Source organism: Mesorhizobium sp. M8A.F.Ca.ET.057.01.1.1 (genome assembly GCF_003952565.1).
Lineage (GTDB): Bacteria > Pseudomonadota > Alphaproteobacteria > Rhizobiales > Rhizobiaceae > Mesorhizobium.
Window position 1 is genome coordinate 2,564,742 of the sequence record NZ_CP034454.1, and the last position, 16,575, is coordinate 2,581,316.

General features: G+C 64.9%; 9 protein-coding genes, 4 pseudogenes and 1 riboswitch. Of the genes and pseudogenes, 8 read left to right on the forward strand and 5 right to left on the reverse strand.

All coding sequences use genetic code 11. The annotated features are described in order from the left end of the window. Positions 1-3: 3 nt before the first annotated feature. The 5 genes and pseudogenes from cobG to EJ077_RS11930 form a co-directional block, all read right to left on the reverse strand. Positions 4-1,477, reverse strand: a pseudogene (gene cobG, locus EJ077_RS11910) (precorrin-3B synthase); the annotation flags it as partial. Next, a pseudogene (locus EJ077_RS11915) lies at positions 1,474-5,011 on the reverse strand (cobaltochelatase subunit CobN). The pseudogenes EJ077_RS11915 and cobG, both read right to left, overlap by 4 nt. A gap of 18 nt (positions 5,012-5,029) precedes the next feature. Continuing rightward, a complete protein-coding gene (gene cobW / locus EJ077_RS11920; protein ID WP_208702180.1) occupies positions 5,030-6,082 on the reverse strand; it encodes a cobalamin biosynthesis protein CobW in 1,053 nt (350 codons plus the stop codon). Then, on the reverse strand, positions 6,079-6,513 hold the full coding sequence (locus tag EJ077_RS11925) for a DUF1636 family protein (RefSeq protein WP_208702976.1): 435 nt from the start codon (positions 6,511-6,513) through the stop codon (positions 6,079-6,081). The genes cobW and EJ077_RS11925 overlap by 4 nt, the downstream gene beginning before the upstream one ends. A 37-nt stretch (positions 6,514-6,550) precedes the next feature. Further along, positions 6,551-6,757, reverse strand: a riboswitch (cobalamin riboswitch). A 29-nt stretch (positions 6,758-6,786) separates the two neighbouring features. Continuing rightward, a pseudogene (locus EJ077_RS11930) lies at positions 6,787-7,985 on the reverse strand (winged helix-turn-helix domain-containing protein). 332 nt (positions 7,986-8,317) lie between these two features. Here EJ077_RS11930 and EJ077_RS11935 point away from each other — a divergent pair. The 8 genes and pseudogenes from EJ077_RS11935 to nuoG all read left to right on the forward strand — a co-directional run bounded on the left by EJ077_RS11935 (position 8,318) and on the right by nuoG (position 16,574). Further along, positions 8,318-8,683, forward strand: coding sequence for an NADH-quinone oxidoreductase subunit A (locus EJ077_RS11935; protein WP_006335683.1), 366 nt, complete (start codon positions 8,318-8,320; stop codon positions 8,681-8,683). Next, a complete protein-coding gene (locus EJ077_RS11940) occupies positions 8,674-9,255 on the forward strand; it encodes a NuoB/complex I 20 kDa subunit family protein (RefSeq protein WP_015317338.1) in 582 nt (193 codons plus the stop codon). Before EJ077_RS11935 ends, EJ077_RS11940 begins: the two co-directional genes overlap by 10 nt. A 4-nt stretch (positions 9,256-9,259) precedes the next feature. Continuing rightward, a complete protein-coding gene (locus EJ077_RS11945; RefSeq protein ID WP_208702182.1) occupies positions 9,260-9,865 on the forward strand; it encodes an NADH-quinone oxidoreductase subunit C in 606 nt (201 codons plus the stop codon). Between the two features lie 9 nt (positions 9,866-9,874). After that, positions 9,875-11,065 carry an NADH-quinone oxidoreductase subunit D gene (locus EJ077_RS11950; protein ID WP_127871586.1) on the forward strand — a complete coding sequence of 397 codons (1,191 nt, stop codon included), beginning with the start codon at positions 9,875-9,877 and terminating at the stop codon, positions 11,063-11,065. Then, positions 11,066-12,346, forward strand: coding sequence for an NADH-quinone oxidoreductase subunit E (locus EJ077_RS11955; protein WP_135881834.1), 1,281 nt, complete (start codon positions 11,066-11,068; stop codon positions 12,344-12,346). Between the two features lie 10 nt (positions 12,347-12,356). Further along, positions 12,357-13,660: pseudogene (gene nuoF, locus EJ077_RS11960) on the forward strand (NADH-quinone oxidoreductase subunit NuoF). 64 nt (positions 13,661-13,724) lie between these two features. Further along, on the forward strand, positions 13,725-14,420 hold the full coding sequence (locus EJ077_RS11965) for an NADH-ubiquinone dehydrogenase (RefSeq protein WP_208702184.1): 696 nt from the start codon (positions 13,725-13,727) through the stop codon (positions 14,418-14,420). Positions 14,421-14,492: 72 nt separating this feature from the next. Next, a complete protein-coding gene (gene nuoG, locus EJ077_RS11970; protein WP_208702186.1) occupies positions 14,493-16,574 on the forward strand; it encodes an NADH-quinone oxidoreductase subunit NuoG in 2,082 nt (693 codons plus the stop codon). Position 16,575: the final 1 nt, after the last annotated feature.

Genomic DNA, 16,575 nt, shown 5'->3' on the forward strand with positions numbered 1-16,575 from the left:
TCATTTCCGTTGGTAAGGTTGGGCCCGTTGGTAGGTTTCGGCGATGCCGGCCGTGCCCAGCCTTGTCAGGCAAGCGGCGGCGGTCTCGCCCTGATATCGAGCGCCGCGGATCACCGCGGCGACGCGGCCGATGCCGCGCGCGGCGTCATAGCCCGGCCTGTAGCCGGCAGGAAGAGCCTTTGCCGTCGCGTTCACGACAAGTCCGGCTCCGTTTTCGCCGCCGACCAAGGTCAGCGCCGCCGGACCGGGATGCGCGCAGCTCTTGGCGCAGCCGGAAATGTGCAGGGTGAGGGAGGGATCGAGGATGTCGGCGTTTTCGGTGGCGATCGTCTCGGCGATGTCGCGGGTGGCGATGCGGCCGGACGCGCAAGCCGGCGTACCGGGGCAAGCGGCTATGCGGGTGCGGGGGTCGGCGGCGGAGGTGACGAAGCCGAGGGTGGTGGCTGTGTCTTGCAGGGGCTGGTTGGCGGTCGCCGGCTGGCCGAGGAAAAGCAAGACACGGCCTGGGGCGAGGCGGATTTCGGTGGCGCCGAGGGCGAGGGCTCTTTGCGCGAGGGCGATGAGCTTTTCGGCGGGCATGCTGCCGTAGGGGAGAGCAATGCCGAGAGCGAAAGTGTCACCGGCCAAGGGAAAAAGACCGATAGGTTTGCGCGAGGCGCCCCCTTCTGTCCTGCCGGACATCTCCCCCTCAAGGGGGGAGATTGCGCTGTCACCGATGGTTTCGCCAATCTCCGGTGTTGTTGAAAAGCCAGCGTCGAAGCCGTTGATCTCCCCCTAGAGGGGAGATGTCCGGCAGGACAGAGGGGGGCGCCTCGCGCCAACCCGCGAGAGACACCAACTGCATCTCCGACAAATCCCTTACGTGAGCCTCCCGGCCTTTCTCGGCCACCATCCTCAGCACCGCAACCGCAACATCGCGCGCCGCGTCGCCTTCCGCCGCGACCAGCAATGTTGCGCTTTGCCCATCACCGGCAACAGACACCTGCCACTGAACGCCGGCACCAATCCGCACCGCCCTCAGCCGCACATCGGCCGTCACCGCATCCAGCGTCAGTTGTCCGCCACCGTCGACGATCACCGAAACCTTCGGTCCCAGCCGCTGCGTCAACCCGGCATCTTCGACGGCCACCCGAATGCGCTCAGCCAAAGGCCGGGGATCGGCTATCTCCCGCGGGTCAATGCCTGCCAGCGGGCCGGTCTCGACCGGCACCCCGGTGCGCACCGCGATTCCGAATGCATCCACCTCCGCCGCCAGCAACGCAGCGCTGTCCGCAGTGAGGCCGCGTATCTGCAGGCTGCCGCGCGCGGTGACTTCCATGATGCCGTTGCCGTGCCGCAAGGCGGATTCGGCGATCCCGATCAAGAGCCTGGGCGACAGACCCCCGGCGACCGGGTTGAGTCGCACCAGCAGGCCGTCGCCTGTCTGCATCGGTGCCGACAAAGCGGGGCAGGCGCCACGGCGCGAGAAGGCGTTCATGCCGCGACCCCGAGCGCGTTGGCTTCCTCAATCAGCGCGGCGAGATCGTCGTCGATCGAGTTGCGCAAGGGATGCCAGAGGCCGCGCCGGCGCGCCGACAGGAAGCGCTCGGCGATGATTTTGGCGGCGGCGGGATTCTCGCGCAGGATGAAGGCGCGAACGTCCGGATCGCCGAGATAGGCATCGTGCACGGCCTCGATCAGCGCGCCTGAAATGGCATGGGTGGTTTCGGCGAAGCCGACCAGCCGGTCGACCGTTTCGGCGAATTCGGAGGCGCCGCGCGGGCCGTGCCGCATCTGGCCTGAGATGAAGCGTGCGTTGACGGCGCGGGCACGCACCACGCGCGATACCGCCTCGCCAACCGATCGCGGTTTCGGTTTTTGCGGATCCGTGGTGTCGAGCACGATGACGTCGGCATTCCTGCCAAGTGCCGCAAGGGCGGCCGAAAAGCCGCCGATGAAGGCGACGTCGGCTGAGCCTTCGAGGATGTCGCGGCCCGGATCATCGCCGGTGTGAACGAGAAGATCGGCCTCGGCGATGCGGCCTTCAAACGCTCCGGGCGCCGAGACGCCTTCGCCGCCGGCACCGCCATAGGCGTGCGAGGTGGCGTCGAGATAGGCGCGGCCGATCTCTTCGCGCGCCGCCCAGTCGCCGCGCGACAACAAATCCTCGACGCCGGCGCCATAAGTGCCGGGCGAGGTGCCGAAGATGCGCGGGCTGATCTTGCCATCGGCGCGGGTCTTGGCGGCGAGCGGGTTTTCCGAATCGTCCTCGTCGCGGGCGGCGACGGCGTTGGCGGCGGCATCGATCAACGCGATCTGGGTCGGGAACATGTCGCGGAACAGGCCTGATATGCGCCAGGTGACGTCGACGCGCGGGCGGCCGAGCGTCGCCGGCGGCAGCACCTCAATGCCGGTGATGCGGCCGGTGGCAGTGTCCCATTGCGGTCGGCAGCCCATCAGCGCCAGGCCCTGCGCGATCTCTTCGCCACCGGTGCGCAGCGAGGCCGAGCCCCAGAGATCGATGACCAGGGAGCGCGGCCAGTCGCCATGCGATTGCAGGTAGCCGCGCACCACTTCTTCCGCCGCCGCCTTGCCCAGGTCGTAGGCGGTCGGCGTCGGCATGGTGCGCGGGTCCGAGGTGAACAGGTTACGGCCGGTGGGCAGCACGTCGGAGCGGCCCCGTGCGGGCGCGCCAGCCGGGCCGGCCGTGACGTGGCGGCCATCGAGCGCCGCGAGTAGCGCCGACTTCTCGGCTTCCGCGCTTTGGCGGCGCATGGCATCCGGCTCGCCCTCGGGCGCGCGGCCGTAGATATGCAGCCCGTCCTTGATAGCGAAGTCCTTGAGATCGCAGAGCCAGGCGTCGATGCGGCGCAGCGCTTCGTCGGACGCATCGGTTTTGGCGACGCCGGCTTCGGAGGCAAGGCCGGTCTTTTGCGCGGTTTCGACAATCAGCCTGGCGAGACGGTCGCGGCGGCGGCGGTCGAGGCCGTCGGCCTGGGCGTATTCGTCGACCAGGCGTTCGAGCTTGTGCTGGTGCTCGTCGAGGCCGGCGCCTGTCAGCGGCGGCGGCAGATGGCCAAGGGTGACGGCGGCGATGCGCCGTTTGGCCTGCGCCGCCTCGCCTGGATTGGAGACGATGAAAGGATAGATGACGGGCAGGGACCCGGTGACGATCTCGGGGAAGCAGTTTTGCGAAAGCGCGATCGTCTTGCCGGGCAGCCACTCCAGCGTGCCGTGGGCGCCGACATGGATCAGCGCATGGACGCCGAGCGATTTGCGCAGCCACAGGCCGAAGGCGATCAAGGCGTGGCGCGGAGGCAGCGTCGGGTCGTGATAATCGGCGCGGCGATCGGCGGAACGGCCACGATCGGGGGCGAGTGCCACTGTGATGTTGCCGAAATGCGCGGCGCGGAAGGCGAAGTGTCTTGTGGTTGATGGTGAAGGCTTGCGCGAGGCCCCCTCTCTGTCCTGCCGGATATCTCCCCATCAAAGGGGGAGATTGAGCGGTCGTCGCCGATTTCGCCAATATCAAACGTCGAAAGTGGAGAGCCGGCAGCGAAGCTGCTGATCTCCCCCCTTGAGGGGGAGATGTCCGGCAGGACAGAGAGGGGGGCCTCGCGCAAGCCTGTCTCGTCTTCGGCCTTGCCCCAAGCTGCACTTACCGCAGCAACCGCCCCAGCCGGTAGGTCCTTGGAGAATTTCCGATACTCCTCCAACCCCAGCCCATCTCGGCCCCCTCCAGCGAGTCCAGCAATTCCCGCGGCGTTTGCGGAATCTCTCCAACCACATAGCCCTGTTCGCTCAAGTCATGCAGCATGGCCAGTACGCTGGACGGCACATCGAGCCCCACGGCATAACCGGTACGGCCCGGCGCGCTGGGATAATCCGGGATCAGGATAGCCAGCTTGCGCTCGGCACGCGGCGTCTTCTGAAGGCGAATGAAAGCCGCGACCCGCCCCGCCACCTGCGTCACACGATCCGGTTCCGGCCGGTTGGCGAAGGCGCGGTGGCCAAGCGCCGGATCGATATCGCTCTCGCCCTTGAAGGAAATAGCGCCCGCAAGGATGCGGCCGTCGAGTTCGGGCAGCACGACATGCATGGCAAGGTCGGCCGGCGCCAATCCACGCTGGTTGTTTTCCCAGACATCGCGGCGCGTGGTGGCGACGATGACTTGGAAGACAGGCACGCCGGCGCGGTCGAACAGGGTTCCAGCGCCGGGTTCGGCGCCCGAAGCGAAGGCGGTCGCGGTGATGATGGCGGCGGGTTTGAGCGATGCGATGGCATTTTCGACGAAGGCCAGGGACACAGGATCCTTGAGACTGGAAACGAAGATCGGGACCGCTGCCATTCCCTGGGAGCGCAAAGCCTCGGCCAGCGCATCAATCGGAGCGATGTCGGCAGCGAGCAGCATCGAACGGTAGAAGAGAACAGGGACGACGCGAGCGCCCACATTTGAAAGGTCCGGCTTCTCCGCGACCCCCAATCCAGACTGATAGTAACCGGCCTTCGGCACGCTGACCGAATTGGCGACGGACGTATCCTGTCCAGCCAGGCCTGCCAGCCTGTGCACCAGCGCGCTCATATTGGCCAGCCCGCCCTCGCGGAAATAGCCGAGCAGGCCGTCGAGTTCGGCGCGCGGCAGCGTCGAGGCTTCGATCAGCCTGAGGTCCTCGTCATGGCTTTCACCTGGAAGCAGCATCAGTTTGATGCCGCGTTCGCGGGCAATCACCGCCAGCTGGTCGCAGCCATAGCGCCACCAGTCGTAGCCGCCGAGGATGCGCACCAGGATGACCTTGGCATGGCGGGCGACGCTGTCGATCCAGAGGTCGACGGACATGGGATGGCGCAGGTCGCGCAGTGCCGCGAGCCGCATGGTGGGCAGGCGGTCGGCGTCCGCCTTCCACGCTGCCGCCAGTCCGGCGAGATCGCTGTCGGTGAAGGACAAGGCCACGATGTCCGCCGGCGTCTGCCTGAGATCGACAGGCTCGGCGAGATCGTCGAGCGAAGCGGAGGTCGTGGTGAGGATGTGCATCGCGGTCCGTGTCTGAAATCAGCCGGCGAGTATACGTTCGATCGCCGGACGGTTCAGCCCCTTGAGGCCGATGACGACCAGGCGCGAGCGGCGATCATCCTCGGCGGCCCAGGCGCGGTCATAGTAATGATTGACGCGCGGGCCGACGGCCTGCAGCAGGAGCCGCATCGGCTTGCCGCCGACCTCGACGAAGCCTTTCACACGCAGCACGTTTTCCTGTTCGGCGGCCGCGGCGACGCGCTTTGCCAGATCGTCCGGATTGGCGATCGAGGGAATGTCGACGATGAACGTGTCGAAGTCGTCATGCTCGTGGTCGAATGCGCCGTCATGATGGGACTTGCGGTTCTCGATGTCGTCCTCGACGGCAAGACCGAGCCCGAGCAGCACCGAGGGATCGACCTTGCCATGCGACGTCGGCACGATCTTCACGGCGCGGGCGGAGTGTTCGTTGACGATGGCGTTGGCGCGGGCCGAGCCGGCGGCATCCATCAGGTCGCTCTTCGACAGGATGATCAGGTCGGCGCAGGCGATCTGGTCCTCGAACACCTCTTCCACCGGATCGTCGTGGTCGAGGCTCTCATCCCCGGCGCGCTGCGCCTGCAAGGCGTCCATGTCGTTGGCGACGCGGCCCTCGGCCAATGCGGGGCCGTCGACCACGGCGATGACGCCATCAACCGTCACGCGGCTCTTCACCGTCGGCCACTGGAACGCCTGGACTAGCGGCTTGGGCAGAGCGAGGCCCGAGGTTTCGATCAGGATGTGGTCGACTTTCGGCGTCAGCGACAGGATCTGGTCGAGCGCGGGCACGAAATCGTCGGCGACGGTGCAGCAGATGCAGCCATTGGCCAGTTCGACGATGTTTTCCTCGGGGCAGGTGTCGATGCCGCAGCCTTTCAGGATTTCGCCATCGATGCCGATGTCGCCGAATTCGTTGACGATGATGGCAATACGCTTGCCGCCGGCGTTTTCCAGGAGATGGCGGACCAGCGTCGTCTTGCCGGCGCCGAGGAAGCCGGTAACGACGGTGCACGGAATGCGGGAGAGATTGCCGGCCGAATTTGGAGCGGTCATGTCAAGTCCTTCAGCATGTCGAGAGGAGGGATGCGGGCAACGAGGCCGCGCTTGAGGGTGTCGGGCCGGCCCCGCCAGGGAATGAGGCCGTCGGTCGAGGTGGCGAAGAGTTTCGCGCCGGCGACGAGATCGGCGCCGCTGGTCGCGGTCAGGTCGCCGAACACATAGCTCCAGCAGCCGTCGCGCAGGATCGCGGCGCTCAGCCGGCGCTTGCAATTGCCGAGGCATTCGACCGTACGGATGCGAATTTGCTCGCCCGAGGCGGCTTGGCGCGTATCTTCAGCCAAAAGTTCGCCGGCCCGGGGATGGGCGTCGGAACCGGTCTCGTCGCGACAGGAGGCGCAGACGATGACAGTGATGCCGGCCAGGGAATCATCCCCGCCGGACGAAATGTCCGTTGTTTCAGCCGAGAAACTGCTGTCGCGGTCCAAATCAGGCTCCTTGCCCGGAAAACCCGCCGGGCGATCGGATTCTTGCATTCCAGACGGCAGGTCTCCTGGCTCGCGGGTCATCGCCTTGGGTAGCCGCCTTCCCGGGACAATCCCAGTGGCTTTCGGCCTTGGCTCTTCGCTTACAGTTGCGGGGACAGCCGCGGATTTGGGTTTTTCGGCCCGCACCGCATTCCCTCTTGGCTCCTCCCTTTGCTGAGAGGAGACCGTCTGGATCGGATTTATGCTGTTGCGGGCGGCGGTGTCAACGCGAGCTTACGACACCGCGATGTCGGACAGCGCCGGGCCCAGGTCGCCGGCAGGCGTCGCTTCGATGCGTTCGAGGCCAAGCCAGCCCTGCATCTGCTTCAACTCTTCATAGAGCTGAGCCGCCGTCTCTGGCGGCGCGCAGGGCTCGGCATAGGCGGCATGGACGCGCAGGACGCTTGCCGGCCGGTCGGCCTTGAGGTCGACGCGCGCCACGATCCTGTCGCCAAGCAGGAAGGGCAGGACATAGTAGCCGTATTGGCGCTTCTCGGCCGGGGTGTAGATTTCGATGCGATAGTGGAAATCGAACAGCCGCTCTGAGCGCGAGCGCTCGAAGACGACCGGATCGAACGGCGCCAGCAGGGCGCGGGCCTCGACCTTGCGCGGCAAACGCGCATCCTTGTGAAGGTAAGCCGGCTTGTCCCAACCCTCGACCCGGACCGGCAGCAACTCGCCGAGTTCGACCAGTTCCTCGAGCCGGCCTTTCATGTCGGCGGGGGAGAGCCGAAAATAGTCGCGCAGGTCGCCTGATGTGGCGATGCCGTGGGCGCGGGCAGAGATGCGCAGCAATTCCCGATGTGCATCCTCGGGCGTCGGCACCGGCAGGTCGAGGATCGCTTGCGGCAGCACCCGCTCCGGCAGGTCATAGAAGCGCTCGAAACCGCGCCGGTGCGCCGTGGTGATGCGGCCGGCCCAGAACAGCCATTCGAAGGCGTGCTTGGCGTGGCTCCAACCCCACCAGCCGCCGGAACCTTTCTGGCCTTCGAGCGCGGAAGCGGCGATCGGCCCGCGCTGGACGACCTCGCGGTAGATCTCTTCTATATAGGAGGCGTGCTCACGTCCCCATTTGGCCAGCCCCAGATACATTTCATCGCCTTGCTCGGCGCGCTGCATGCGCCAGCGCATCAGCGGGTAGGTCTCGACCGGCAGGAACGAGGCTTCGTGCGCCCAGTATTCGAACACCGTGCGCTTGCGCGTCACGGCGGCGTTGTCGAGCAAAGCCAGGGGATAGGGCCCAGACGCGAATAGAGCGGCATGTAGTGGGCTCGCACCACGGCGCTGACGGAATCGATCTGCAACAGGCCGGTGCGCGACAGAACGCGGGCGAAATGGCGGCGGTCGGGCGTGCCGGCGGGGCGGGGATCGAGAAATCCCTGAGCGGCGAGCGCGATGCGCCGGGCGGCGGCAAGCGAGATCTTTTCCTTCATGCAGGCGTCACTCTGAGGGTGCTTTGACAAGATGTGATGGGTGATTCCAGCCCATGCTAGCAGGGTTTTGGCGGCAACCCTGTCAGGAGAGAAAAGTGGAGTAAAAAGAGAAGGAAATCAAACAGGAGCCTATGAGACCAGTTTCTCCCGGAATGCCGTCCAGCTCGTTGTTTTGAACAAGGTTTGACTTGCTTCGCTGGAAGTGCTGCGCTAACCCTCGCCGCGTTGCAGCATAGGCTCCTTAAAACGGTTCAGCGGTTAAACTGTCACGCTTCCGCATTAAGGTCCGGTGCTGTAATCAACGTGGATTGGCGCCAACGGAAAGCCGCTGCATGAACGCACTCCTCAGTTCGTACCTGCCCATCGTCCTGTTCATCGGCGTGGCGCTGGTGGTCGGCCTGGCGCTGCTGGTCGCGCCGTTCCTGGTGGCGTACCGCAACCCCGATCCCGAAAAACTTTCCGCCTACGAGTGCGGTTTCAACTCGTTCGACGACGCCCGCATGAAGTTCGACATTCGTTTCTACCTGGTGTCGATCCTGTTCATCATCTTCGACCTCGAAGTGGCCTTCCTGTTTCCCTGGGCGGTGTCCTTCTCGAAGATCGGCATGCTGGGTTTCTGGTCGATGATGGTGTTTTTGGCAGTGCTGACCATCGGCTTTGCCTATGAATGGAAAAAAGGAGCGCTGGAATGGGATTGAACGACAGTTCAGGCACCCTCGTCGCGCCAAAGCCCAAGGGCATCATCGATCCCAACACCGGCAGGCCGGTGGGGGAGGACGATCCCTTCTTCCTCGAAATCAACAATGAGCTTGCCGACAAGGGTTTTCTGGTCACCTCGACCGAGGCGCTGATCACCTGGGCGCGCAGCGGCTCGCTGATGTTCATGACCTTCGGCCTCGCCTGCTGCGCTGTCGAGATGATCCACACCTCGATGCCGCGCTACGATTCGGAGCGCTTCGGCGTCGCGCCGCGCGCGTCTCCTCGCCAGTCCGACATCATGATCGTGGCCGGCACGCTGACCAACAAGATGGCGCCGGCGCTGCGCAAGGTCTACGACCAGATGCCGGAGCCGCGCTACGTCATCTCGATGGGCTCTTGCGCCAATGGCGGCGGCTATTACCACTATTCCTATTCGGTGGTGCGTGGCTGCGACCGGGTCGTGCCGGTCGACATCTATGTGCCCGGCTGCCCGCCGAGCGCCGAAGCCCTGCTCTACGGCATTCTTCTGTTGCAGAAGAAGATCCGCCGCACCGGCACGATCGAACGGTAAATCCATGGCCGCATCCCTTAGCGAACTGTCGACCTATCTCGGCGAGAAGCTGCCTGGCTGCTTCAGCGACGCTGTGCTCGCCTACGGCGAGCTTACCGTTCACGTCGAGCCACAAAACCTGATAGAGGTCATGACCTTCCTGCGCGACGATGCGCGCTGCCAGTTCATCTCGATCATCGATGTCTGCGGCGCCGACTATCCGTCGCGGGCCAAGCGCTTCGACGTCGTCTATCACCTGCTGTCGCCGAAACAGAACGTGCGTATCCGCGTCAAGGTGCAGGCTGACGAGGAGACGATGGTGCCGTCGGTCACCGGCGTCTATCCCGGCGCCGATTGGTTCGAACGCGAGACCTACGATCTCTACGGCGTGCTGTTTTCAGGCCATCCGGACCTGCGCCGCCTGCTGACCGATTACGGGTTCGAAGGCCATCCGCTGCGCAAGGATTTCCCGCTGACAGGTTTCGTCGAAGTGCGCTACGACGACGAAGCCAAGCGCGTCATCTACGAGCCGGTCGAGCTCAAGCAGGAATTCCGCAATTTTGATTTTCTTTCCCCTTGGGAAGGCACCGACTACGTGCTGCCCGGGGACGAAAAAGCCAAGACGAATTGAGGCGCCAGAATGGCTGAAACCTCCGTCCGCAATTTCAACATCAACTTTGGACCTCAACACCCTGCGGCGCATGGTGTTTTGAGGTTGGTTCTCGAGCTCGACGGCGAAGTCGTCGACCGCGTCGATCCGCATATCGGCCTGCTGCATCGCGGCACGGAAAAGCTGATCGAGGCCAAGACCTATCTGCAGGCGGTGCCTTATCTCGACCGGCTCGACTATTGCGCGCCGATGAACCAGGAGCACGCCTTCGCGCTTGCCGCCGAGCGCCTGCTCGGCATCGAGGTGCCGAGGCGCGGCCAGCTGATCCGCGTGCTCTACTGCGAGATCGGCCGCATCATGTCGCATATCCTCAATGTGACGACGCAGGCGATGGACGTCGGCGCGCTGACGCCGCCGCTGTGGGGTTTCGTCGAGCGCGAAAAGTTGATGGTGTTCTATGAGCGCGCCTCCGGTTCGCGCATGCATGCGGCCTACTTCCGGCCCGGCGGCGTCCACCAGGACCTGCCGCGACAGCTGGTCGAGGACATCGGCAAATGGATCGACCCGTTCCTGAAATCGCTCGACGATCTCGACAAGCTGCTCACCGGCAACCGCATCTTCAAGCAGCGCAATGTCGATATCGGCATCGTTTCGCTGGCCGATGCCTGGGCCTGGGGCTTTTCGGGCGTCATGGTGCGCGGCTCGGGCTCGCCATGGGATCTGCGCAAGTCGCAGCCCTATGAATGCTATTCCGAGATGGATTTCGACATCCCGATCGGCAAGAACGGCGACTGCTTCGACCGTTATCTCGTGCGCATGGAAGAAATGCGCCAGTCGGCGCGGATCATGCGCCAGTGTGTCGATCTTCTGCTCGGCAAGGAAAGCACCGGCCCGGTATCGAATCTCGACGGCAAGGTGGTGCCACCCAAGCGCCAGGCGATGAAGCGTTCGATGGAAGCGCTGATCCACCACTTCAAGCTCTACACCGAAGGCTATCGCGTGCCCGCCGGCGAGGTCTATGCGGCCGTCGAGGCGCCGAAGGGCGAGTTCGGCGTCTATCTGGTCTCCGACGGCACCAACAAGCCGTACCGCTGCAAGCTGCGCGCCCCCGGTTTCGCGCATCTGCAGGCCATGGATTTCCTGTGCCGCGGCCACATGCTGGCCGACGTCACCGCCGTTCTTGGCTCCCTCGACATCGTGTTTGGTGAGGTCGATCGCTAAATGTCAGTCCGTCGTCTCGCAGAAGCCAGCGTCCAGCCAGCGTCCTTCGCCTTCAACAAGGCGAATGCGGCGGCGGCCAAGCAGTGGATCAAGAAATATCCGAAAGGGCGCGAACAGTCGGCGATCATCCCGCTTCTGATGATAGCGCAGGAGCAGGAAGGCTGGGTCACCAAGGCGGCGATCGAGACGATTTCGGACATGCTCGGCATGCCACGCATCCGTGGGCTCGAGGTCGCGACCTTCTACACGCAGTACCAGCTGAATCCCGTTGGCACCCGCGCGCACATCCAGGTTTGCGGCACCACGCCGTGCATGCTGCGCGGTTCGGAAGCGCTGATGGATGTGTGCCGCTCGAAAATCCATCACGACCAGTTCCACACCAACGACAAGGGCACCTTGTCGTGGGAGGAGGTCGAGTGCCTTGGCGCCTGCGTCAACGCACCGATGGTCATGGTGTTCAAGGATACGTTCGAGGATCTGACGCCTGAACGGCTGGCCGAAATCATCGATCTCTATGATGCCGGCAAGGGCGCCTCGGTGGCGCCGGGACCGCAGAACGGCCGCACCGGCTCGGAGCCGGCATCCGGCCTCACCACGCTGAAGAGCGAAAAGGCGATCCTCAAATCGACCCGCGACCGCGAAGCCCGGGAAGCAGCCAAGGCCGCCAAGGCAGCGCCCGGCGCGATCATCGCGGCGCCGGTGCCAGCACCGGCTGGCGCTCCTGTCGCGCCGTCCAATGCCAGCAAGCCGAAGACCGACGCGCCCGAGACCAGCCCGGCGCTGAAGACGCCGTCAAAGGCCAAGGTGGCGCCGGCGGCGGAAAAGGCTGCGAGCGTTTCGGCGCCGCTGCATTCGGCCGCCAACGCGAATACGGCAGCGCCGGAAGTCGAGAAGGTTTCCAAGCAGCGCAATGGGCCGACGGCCAAGGCCGAACCGGCATCGGCCTTCAAAGCGCCGGAAGCCAAGGTGCCAGCCGCGAAGCCGGCAAAGCCGTCGCTGGAGGACAAGAACCGTCCGGCCGGTATCGACAGGCCGGCCGCGGTCGACGATCTCAAGCTGATCTCGGGCGTCGGCCCGAAGATCGAGGGCATCCTGCATACGCTCGGCATCTTCACCTTCGCGCAAGTCGCGTCGTGGAAGAAGGCCGAGCGCGAATGGGTCGACGGCTATCTCTCCTTCCAGGGCCGCATCGACCGCGACAACTGGGTTGCCCAAGCCAAGGCGCTCGCCAAGGGCGGCGTTGCCGAATACATCCGCGTTTTCGGCAAGAAGCCGGTCTGAGGGACGAAAAATGCTTCAGGACAAAGACCGCATCTTCACCAACATCTACGGCCTCTTCGACAAGTCGCTGGCCGGTGCCATGGCACGCGGCGCCTGGGACAACACGCCCGGCATCGTCGCCAAGGGGCGTGAGTGGATCGTCAACGAGATGAAGGCGTCGGGCCTGCGCGGCCGCGGCGGCGCCGGTTTTCCCACCGGCCTCAAATGGTCGTTCATGCCCAAGCAGAGCGACGGCAGGCCGAGCTATCTCGTCATCAACGCCGACGAATCCGAGCCCGGCACCTGCAAGGACCGCGACATCCTGCGTAACGATCCGCACACGCTGGTCGAAGGCGCGTTTCTGGCCGGCTTCGCCATGGGGGCGATTGCCGCCTATATCTATGTGCGCGGCGAATTCATCCGCGAGCGCGAGGCGCTGCAGCGGGCGATCGAAGAGGCCTACGAGGCCAAGCTGATCGGCAAGAACAACACGTCGGGCTACGATTTCGAAATCTACATGCATCACGGCGCCGGCGCCTATATCTGCGGCGAGGAAACGGCGCTGCTGGAAAGCCTCGAAGGCAAGAAGGGCCAGCCCCGGCTGAAGCCGCCATTCCCGGCCAATGTCGGCCTCTATGGCTGCCCGACCACGGTCAACAATGTCGAATCGATCGCGGTGGCGCCGACCATCCTGCGCCGGGGGCCGCGTGGTTCTCGTCCTTCGGCCGGCCCAACAATGTCGGCACCAAGCTGTTCTGCGTCTCCGGCCACGTCAACAATCCGTGCACCGTCGAAGAGGCGATGTCGATCCCATTCCGCGAGCTGATCGAAACGCATTGCGGCGGCATCCGCGGCGGCTGGGACAATCTGCTCGCGGTCATTCCGGGCGGCGCCTCGGTGCCGCTGGTGCCGGCAGAGCAGATCATCGACACGCCGATGGATTTCGACGCGCTGCGCGACCTCAAATCCGGCCTCGGCACGGCGGCCGTCATCGTCATGGACAAGTCGACCGACGTCGTGAAGGCGATCGCGCGGCTTTCCTACTTCTACAAGCACGAGAGCTGCGGCCAATGCACGCCATGCCGCGAGGGCACAGGCTGGATGTGGCGGGTGATGGAGCGGCTGGTGCGCGGCGAGGCGCAGAAGCGCGAGATCGACATGCTGCTCGACGTCACCAAGCAGGTCGAGGGCCACACGATCTGTGCGCTGGGCGATGCCGCGGCCTGGCCGATCCAGGGCCTGATGCGGCATTTCCGTGGGGAGGTGGAGCGGCGCATCGACGAGTTTTCGCGCAACGCGCACCGGGCCGAACCGGTGATGGTGGCGGCGGAATAAAAAGAAACTTTTGAACGGGAAGAAAACGGGGCGGGGCGAACGAAGAAACGACCGGGAGAACTCTATGGCGCCGTATTCGACACCCTACCCATTGATGCCCAATTTGGACCAGATCGAGAAGATGAACCAGGACCTGACCAGGATGATGCCGAAGGAGATGGCCAGCGCCGTCAACCTTTTCGCGCATCCCGTCGCGGGTGCGGTGGCGATGTCGGCGCTTGGCATGGGGCTCGCCAATCATGCCTTCGGCGTCTGGATGGGGGCGCTGTCGGGAGCCGCCGAGGCATCACATCGACTCATGCAGCCGCTGATCGAGGATTTCGAGGCGCGCGTCGAGCGATTCGAGGACGCGAACTCGTCGTCCATCAGGGCGCGGGCGACGGCGAAGACCATGATAGCCGAGGCGCAGTCCTTCGCCCAGGAGGTCACCGATATCGCAGCCAGGGAGGCCGTGGTCATCGCGCCAGCCGCAGATGCAGCTCCGGCAGCGGGTGAGACCTCCGATGTGCTGTTGCCGGAAGATTTCAGGCAGCCCAAGGCCATGGAGAAGCCGGCGAAACCGTCCGACCTCAAGGCTATATCGGGCATCGGCCCGAAGCTGGAGAAGGTGCTGAACGGCCTTGGTATCTGGACTTACGCCCAGATCGCCCAATGGTCGCCGCAGGAGATCGCCTGGGTCGACGATTATCTCTCGTTCAACGGCCGTATCGGCCGTGACGACTGGACTGCCCAGGCCGCGGCGCTGGCCGCCAAGAAGTAAACGAAATGTCGGGCGCGGCGTCGGTCGCGACCGGAAAAGAGATTGCGGGAAATCCGCAGGGGTTTGAAGCGAATGGCAAAGCTCAAGGTCGACGGGAAAGAAATCACTGTACCCGACCACTATACGCTGCTGCAGGCGGCGGAGGACGCGGGCGCGGAAGTGCCGCGCTTCTGCTTCCATGAGCGGCTGTCGATCGCCGGCAATTGCCGCATGTGCCTGATCGAGGTGAAGGGCGGGCCGCCCAAGCCGCAGGCCTCCTGCGCCATGGGCGTGCGCGATCTGCGCCCCGGCCCCAACGGCGAGCCGCCGGAAATCTTCACCAACACGCCGATGGTCAAGAAGGCCCGGGAAGGCGTGATGGAATTCCTGCTGATCAACCACCCGCTGGATTGCCCGATCTGCGACCAGGGCGGCGAGTGCGACCTGCAGGACCAGGCGATGGCCTTCGGCGTCGATTCCTCGCGCTATCACGAGAACAAGCGCGCGGTCGAAGACAAGTATATCGGCCCGCTGGTCAAGACGGTGATGAACCGCTGCATTCACTGCACGCGCTGCGTCCGCTTCACCACCGAGGTCGCCGGCATCTCCGAGCTCGGCCTGATCGGCCGCGGCGAGGATGCCGAGATCACCACCTATCTCGAACAGGCGATGACCTCGGAGCTGCAGGGCAATGTCATCGATCTCTGCCCGGTCGGCGCGCTGACCTCCAAGCCCTTCGCCTTCCAGGCGCGGCCGTGGGAACTGACCAAGACCGAATCCATCGACGTGATGGACGCCGTCGGCTCGGCGATCCGCGTCGATAGCCGTGGCCGCGAAGTGATGCGCATCCTGCCGCGCGTCAACGAGGCGGTGAACGAGGAATGGATTTCCGACAAGACGCGCTTCATCTGGGACGGCCTGCGTACGCAGCGCCTCGACCGCCCCTATGTGCGCAAGGACGGCAAGCTGGTTCCGGCGAGCTGGGCCGAAGCCTTCGCATCGATCAAGGACGCGGTGTCGAAGACGACGCCTGAGAAGATCGGCGCGGTCGCGGGCGATCTCGCGGCTGTCGAGGAAATCTTTGCGTTGAAGCTCCTGATGGCTTCGCTCGGTTCGAAGAACACCGATTGCCGCCAGGACGGCGCCGCGCTCGATCCGGCGCTCGGACGCGCCAGCTATATCTTCAACCCGACCATCGAAGGCATCGAGCAGGCCGACGCGGTGCTGATCATCGGCGCCAATCCGCGCTTCGAGGCCTCGGTGCTCAATGCCCGCATCCGCAAGCGCTGGCGCCTCGGCAATCTGCCGGTCGGCGTCATCGGCGATGTCGGCGACACGCGCTATGACTACGAACAGCTGGGCGCCGGACCGGATTCGCTCAAGGATCTGGCGGACGGCAACGGCAAGTTCTTCCAGACGCTGAAGAAGGCGACGCATCCCCTGATCATCGTCGGCCAGGGCGCGCTGGCGCGCGCCGACGGTGCGGCCGTGCTCGGCCAGGCGGCCAGGCTCGCCGCTGCCGTGAATGCTGCTCGCGCCGACTGGAACGGCTTTGCCGTGCTGCACAATGCAGCGGCACGCGTCGGCGGTCTCGACCTCGGCTTCGTGCCGGGTGAGGGCGGCAAGAACGTTGCCGGCATGCTGGGCGAGACTGATGTGCTGTTCCTGCTCGGTGCCGACGAGATCGACATGAGCAAGACCGGCGGCGCCTTTGTCGTCTATGTCGGCACGCATGGCGACGCCGGCGCGCACCGCGCCAATGTCATCCTGCCGGCGGCGGCCTATACCGAAAAGTCCGGCACCTACGTCAACACAGAGGGGCGTGTGCAGCAGACCAACCGCGCCGGCTTCGCACCGGGCGATGCGCGCGAGGATTGGGCCATATTGCGGGCGCTGTCCGACGTGCTGGGCAAGAAACTGCCATTCGACTCGCTGCCGCAACTGCGTGCCAAGCTCTATGGCGAATATCCGCATCTGGCCCGCATCGACCAGGTCGCGGCCGGCAATGCCGAGGATATCGCCGGCGTGGCGAAGCTCGGCGGGCGGTTGAACAAGGGCACCTTCACCTCGCCGGTCAAGGATTTCTATCTGACCAACCCGATCGCGCGGGCATCGGCCGTGATGGCGGAATGCTCGGCACTGGCCAAGAGCGGCTTCAAGCAGGCGGCGGAATAAG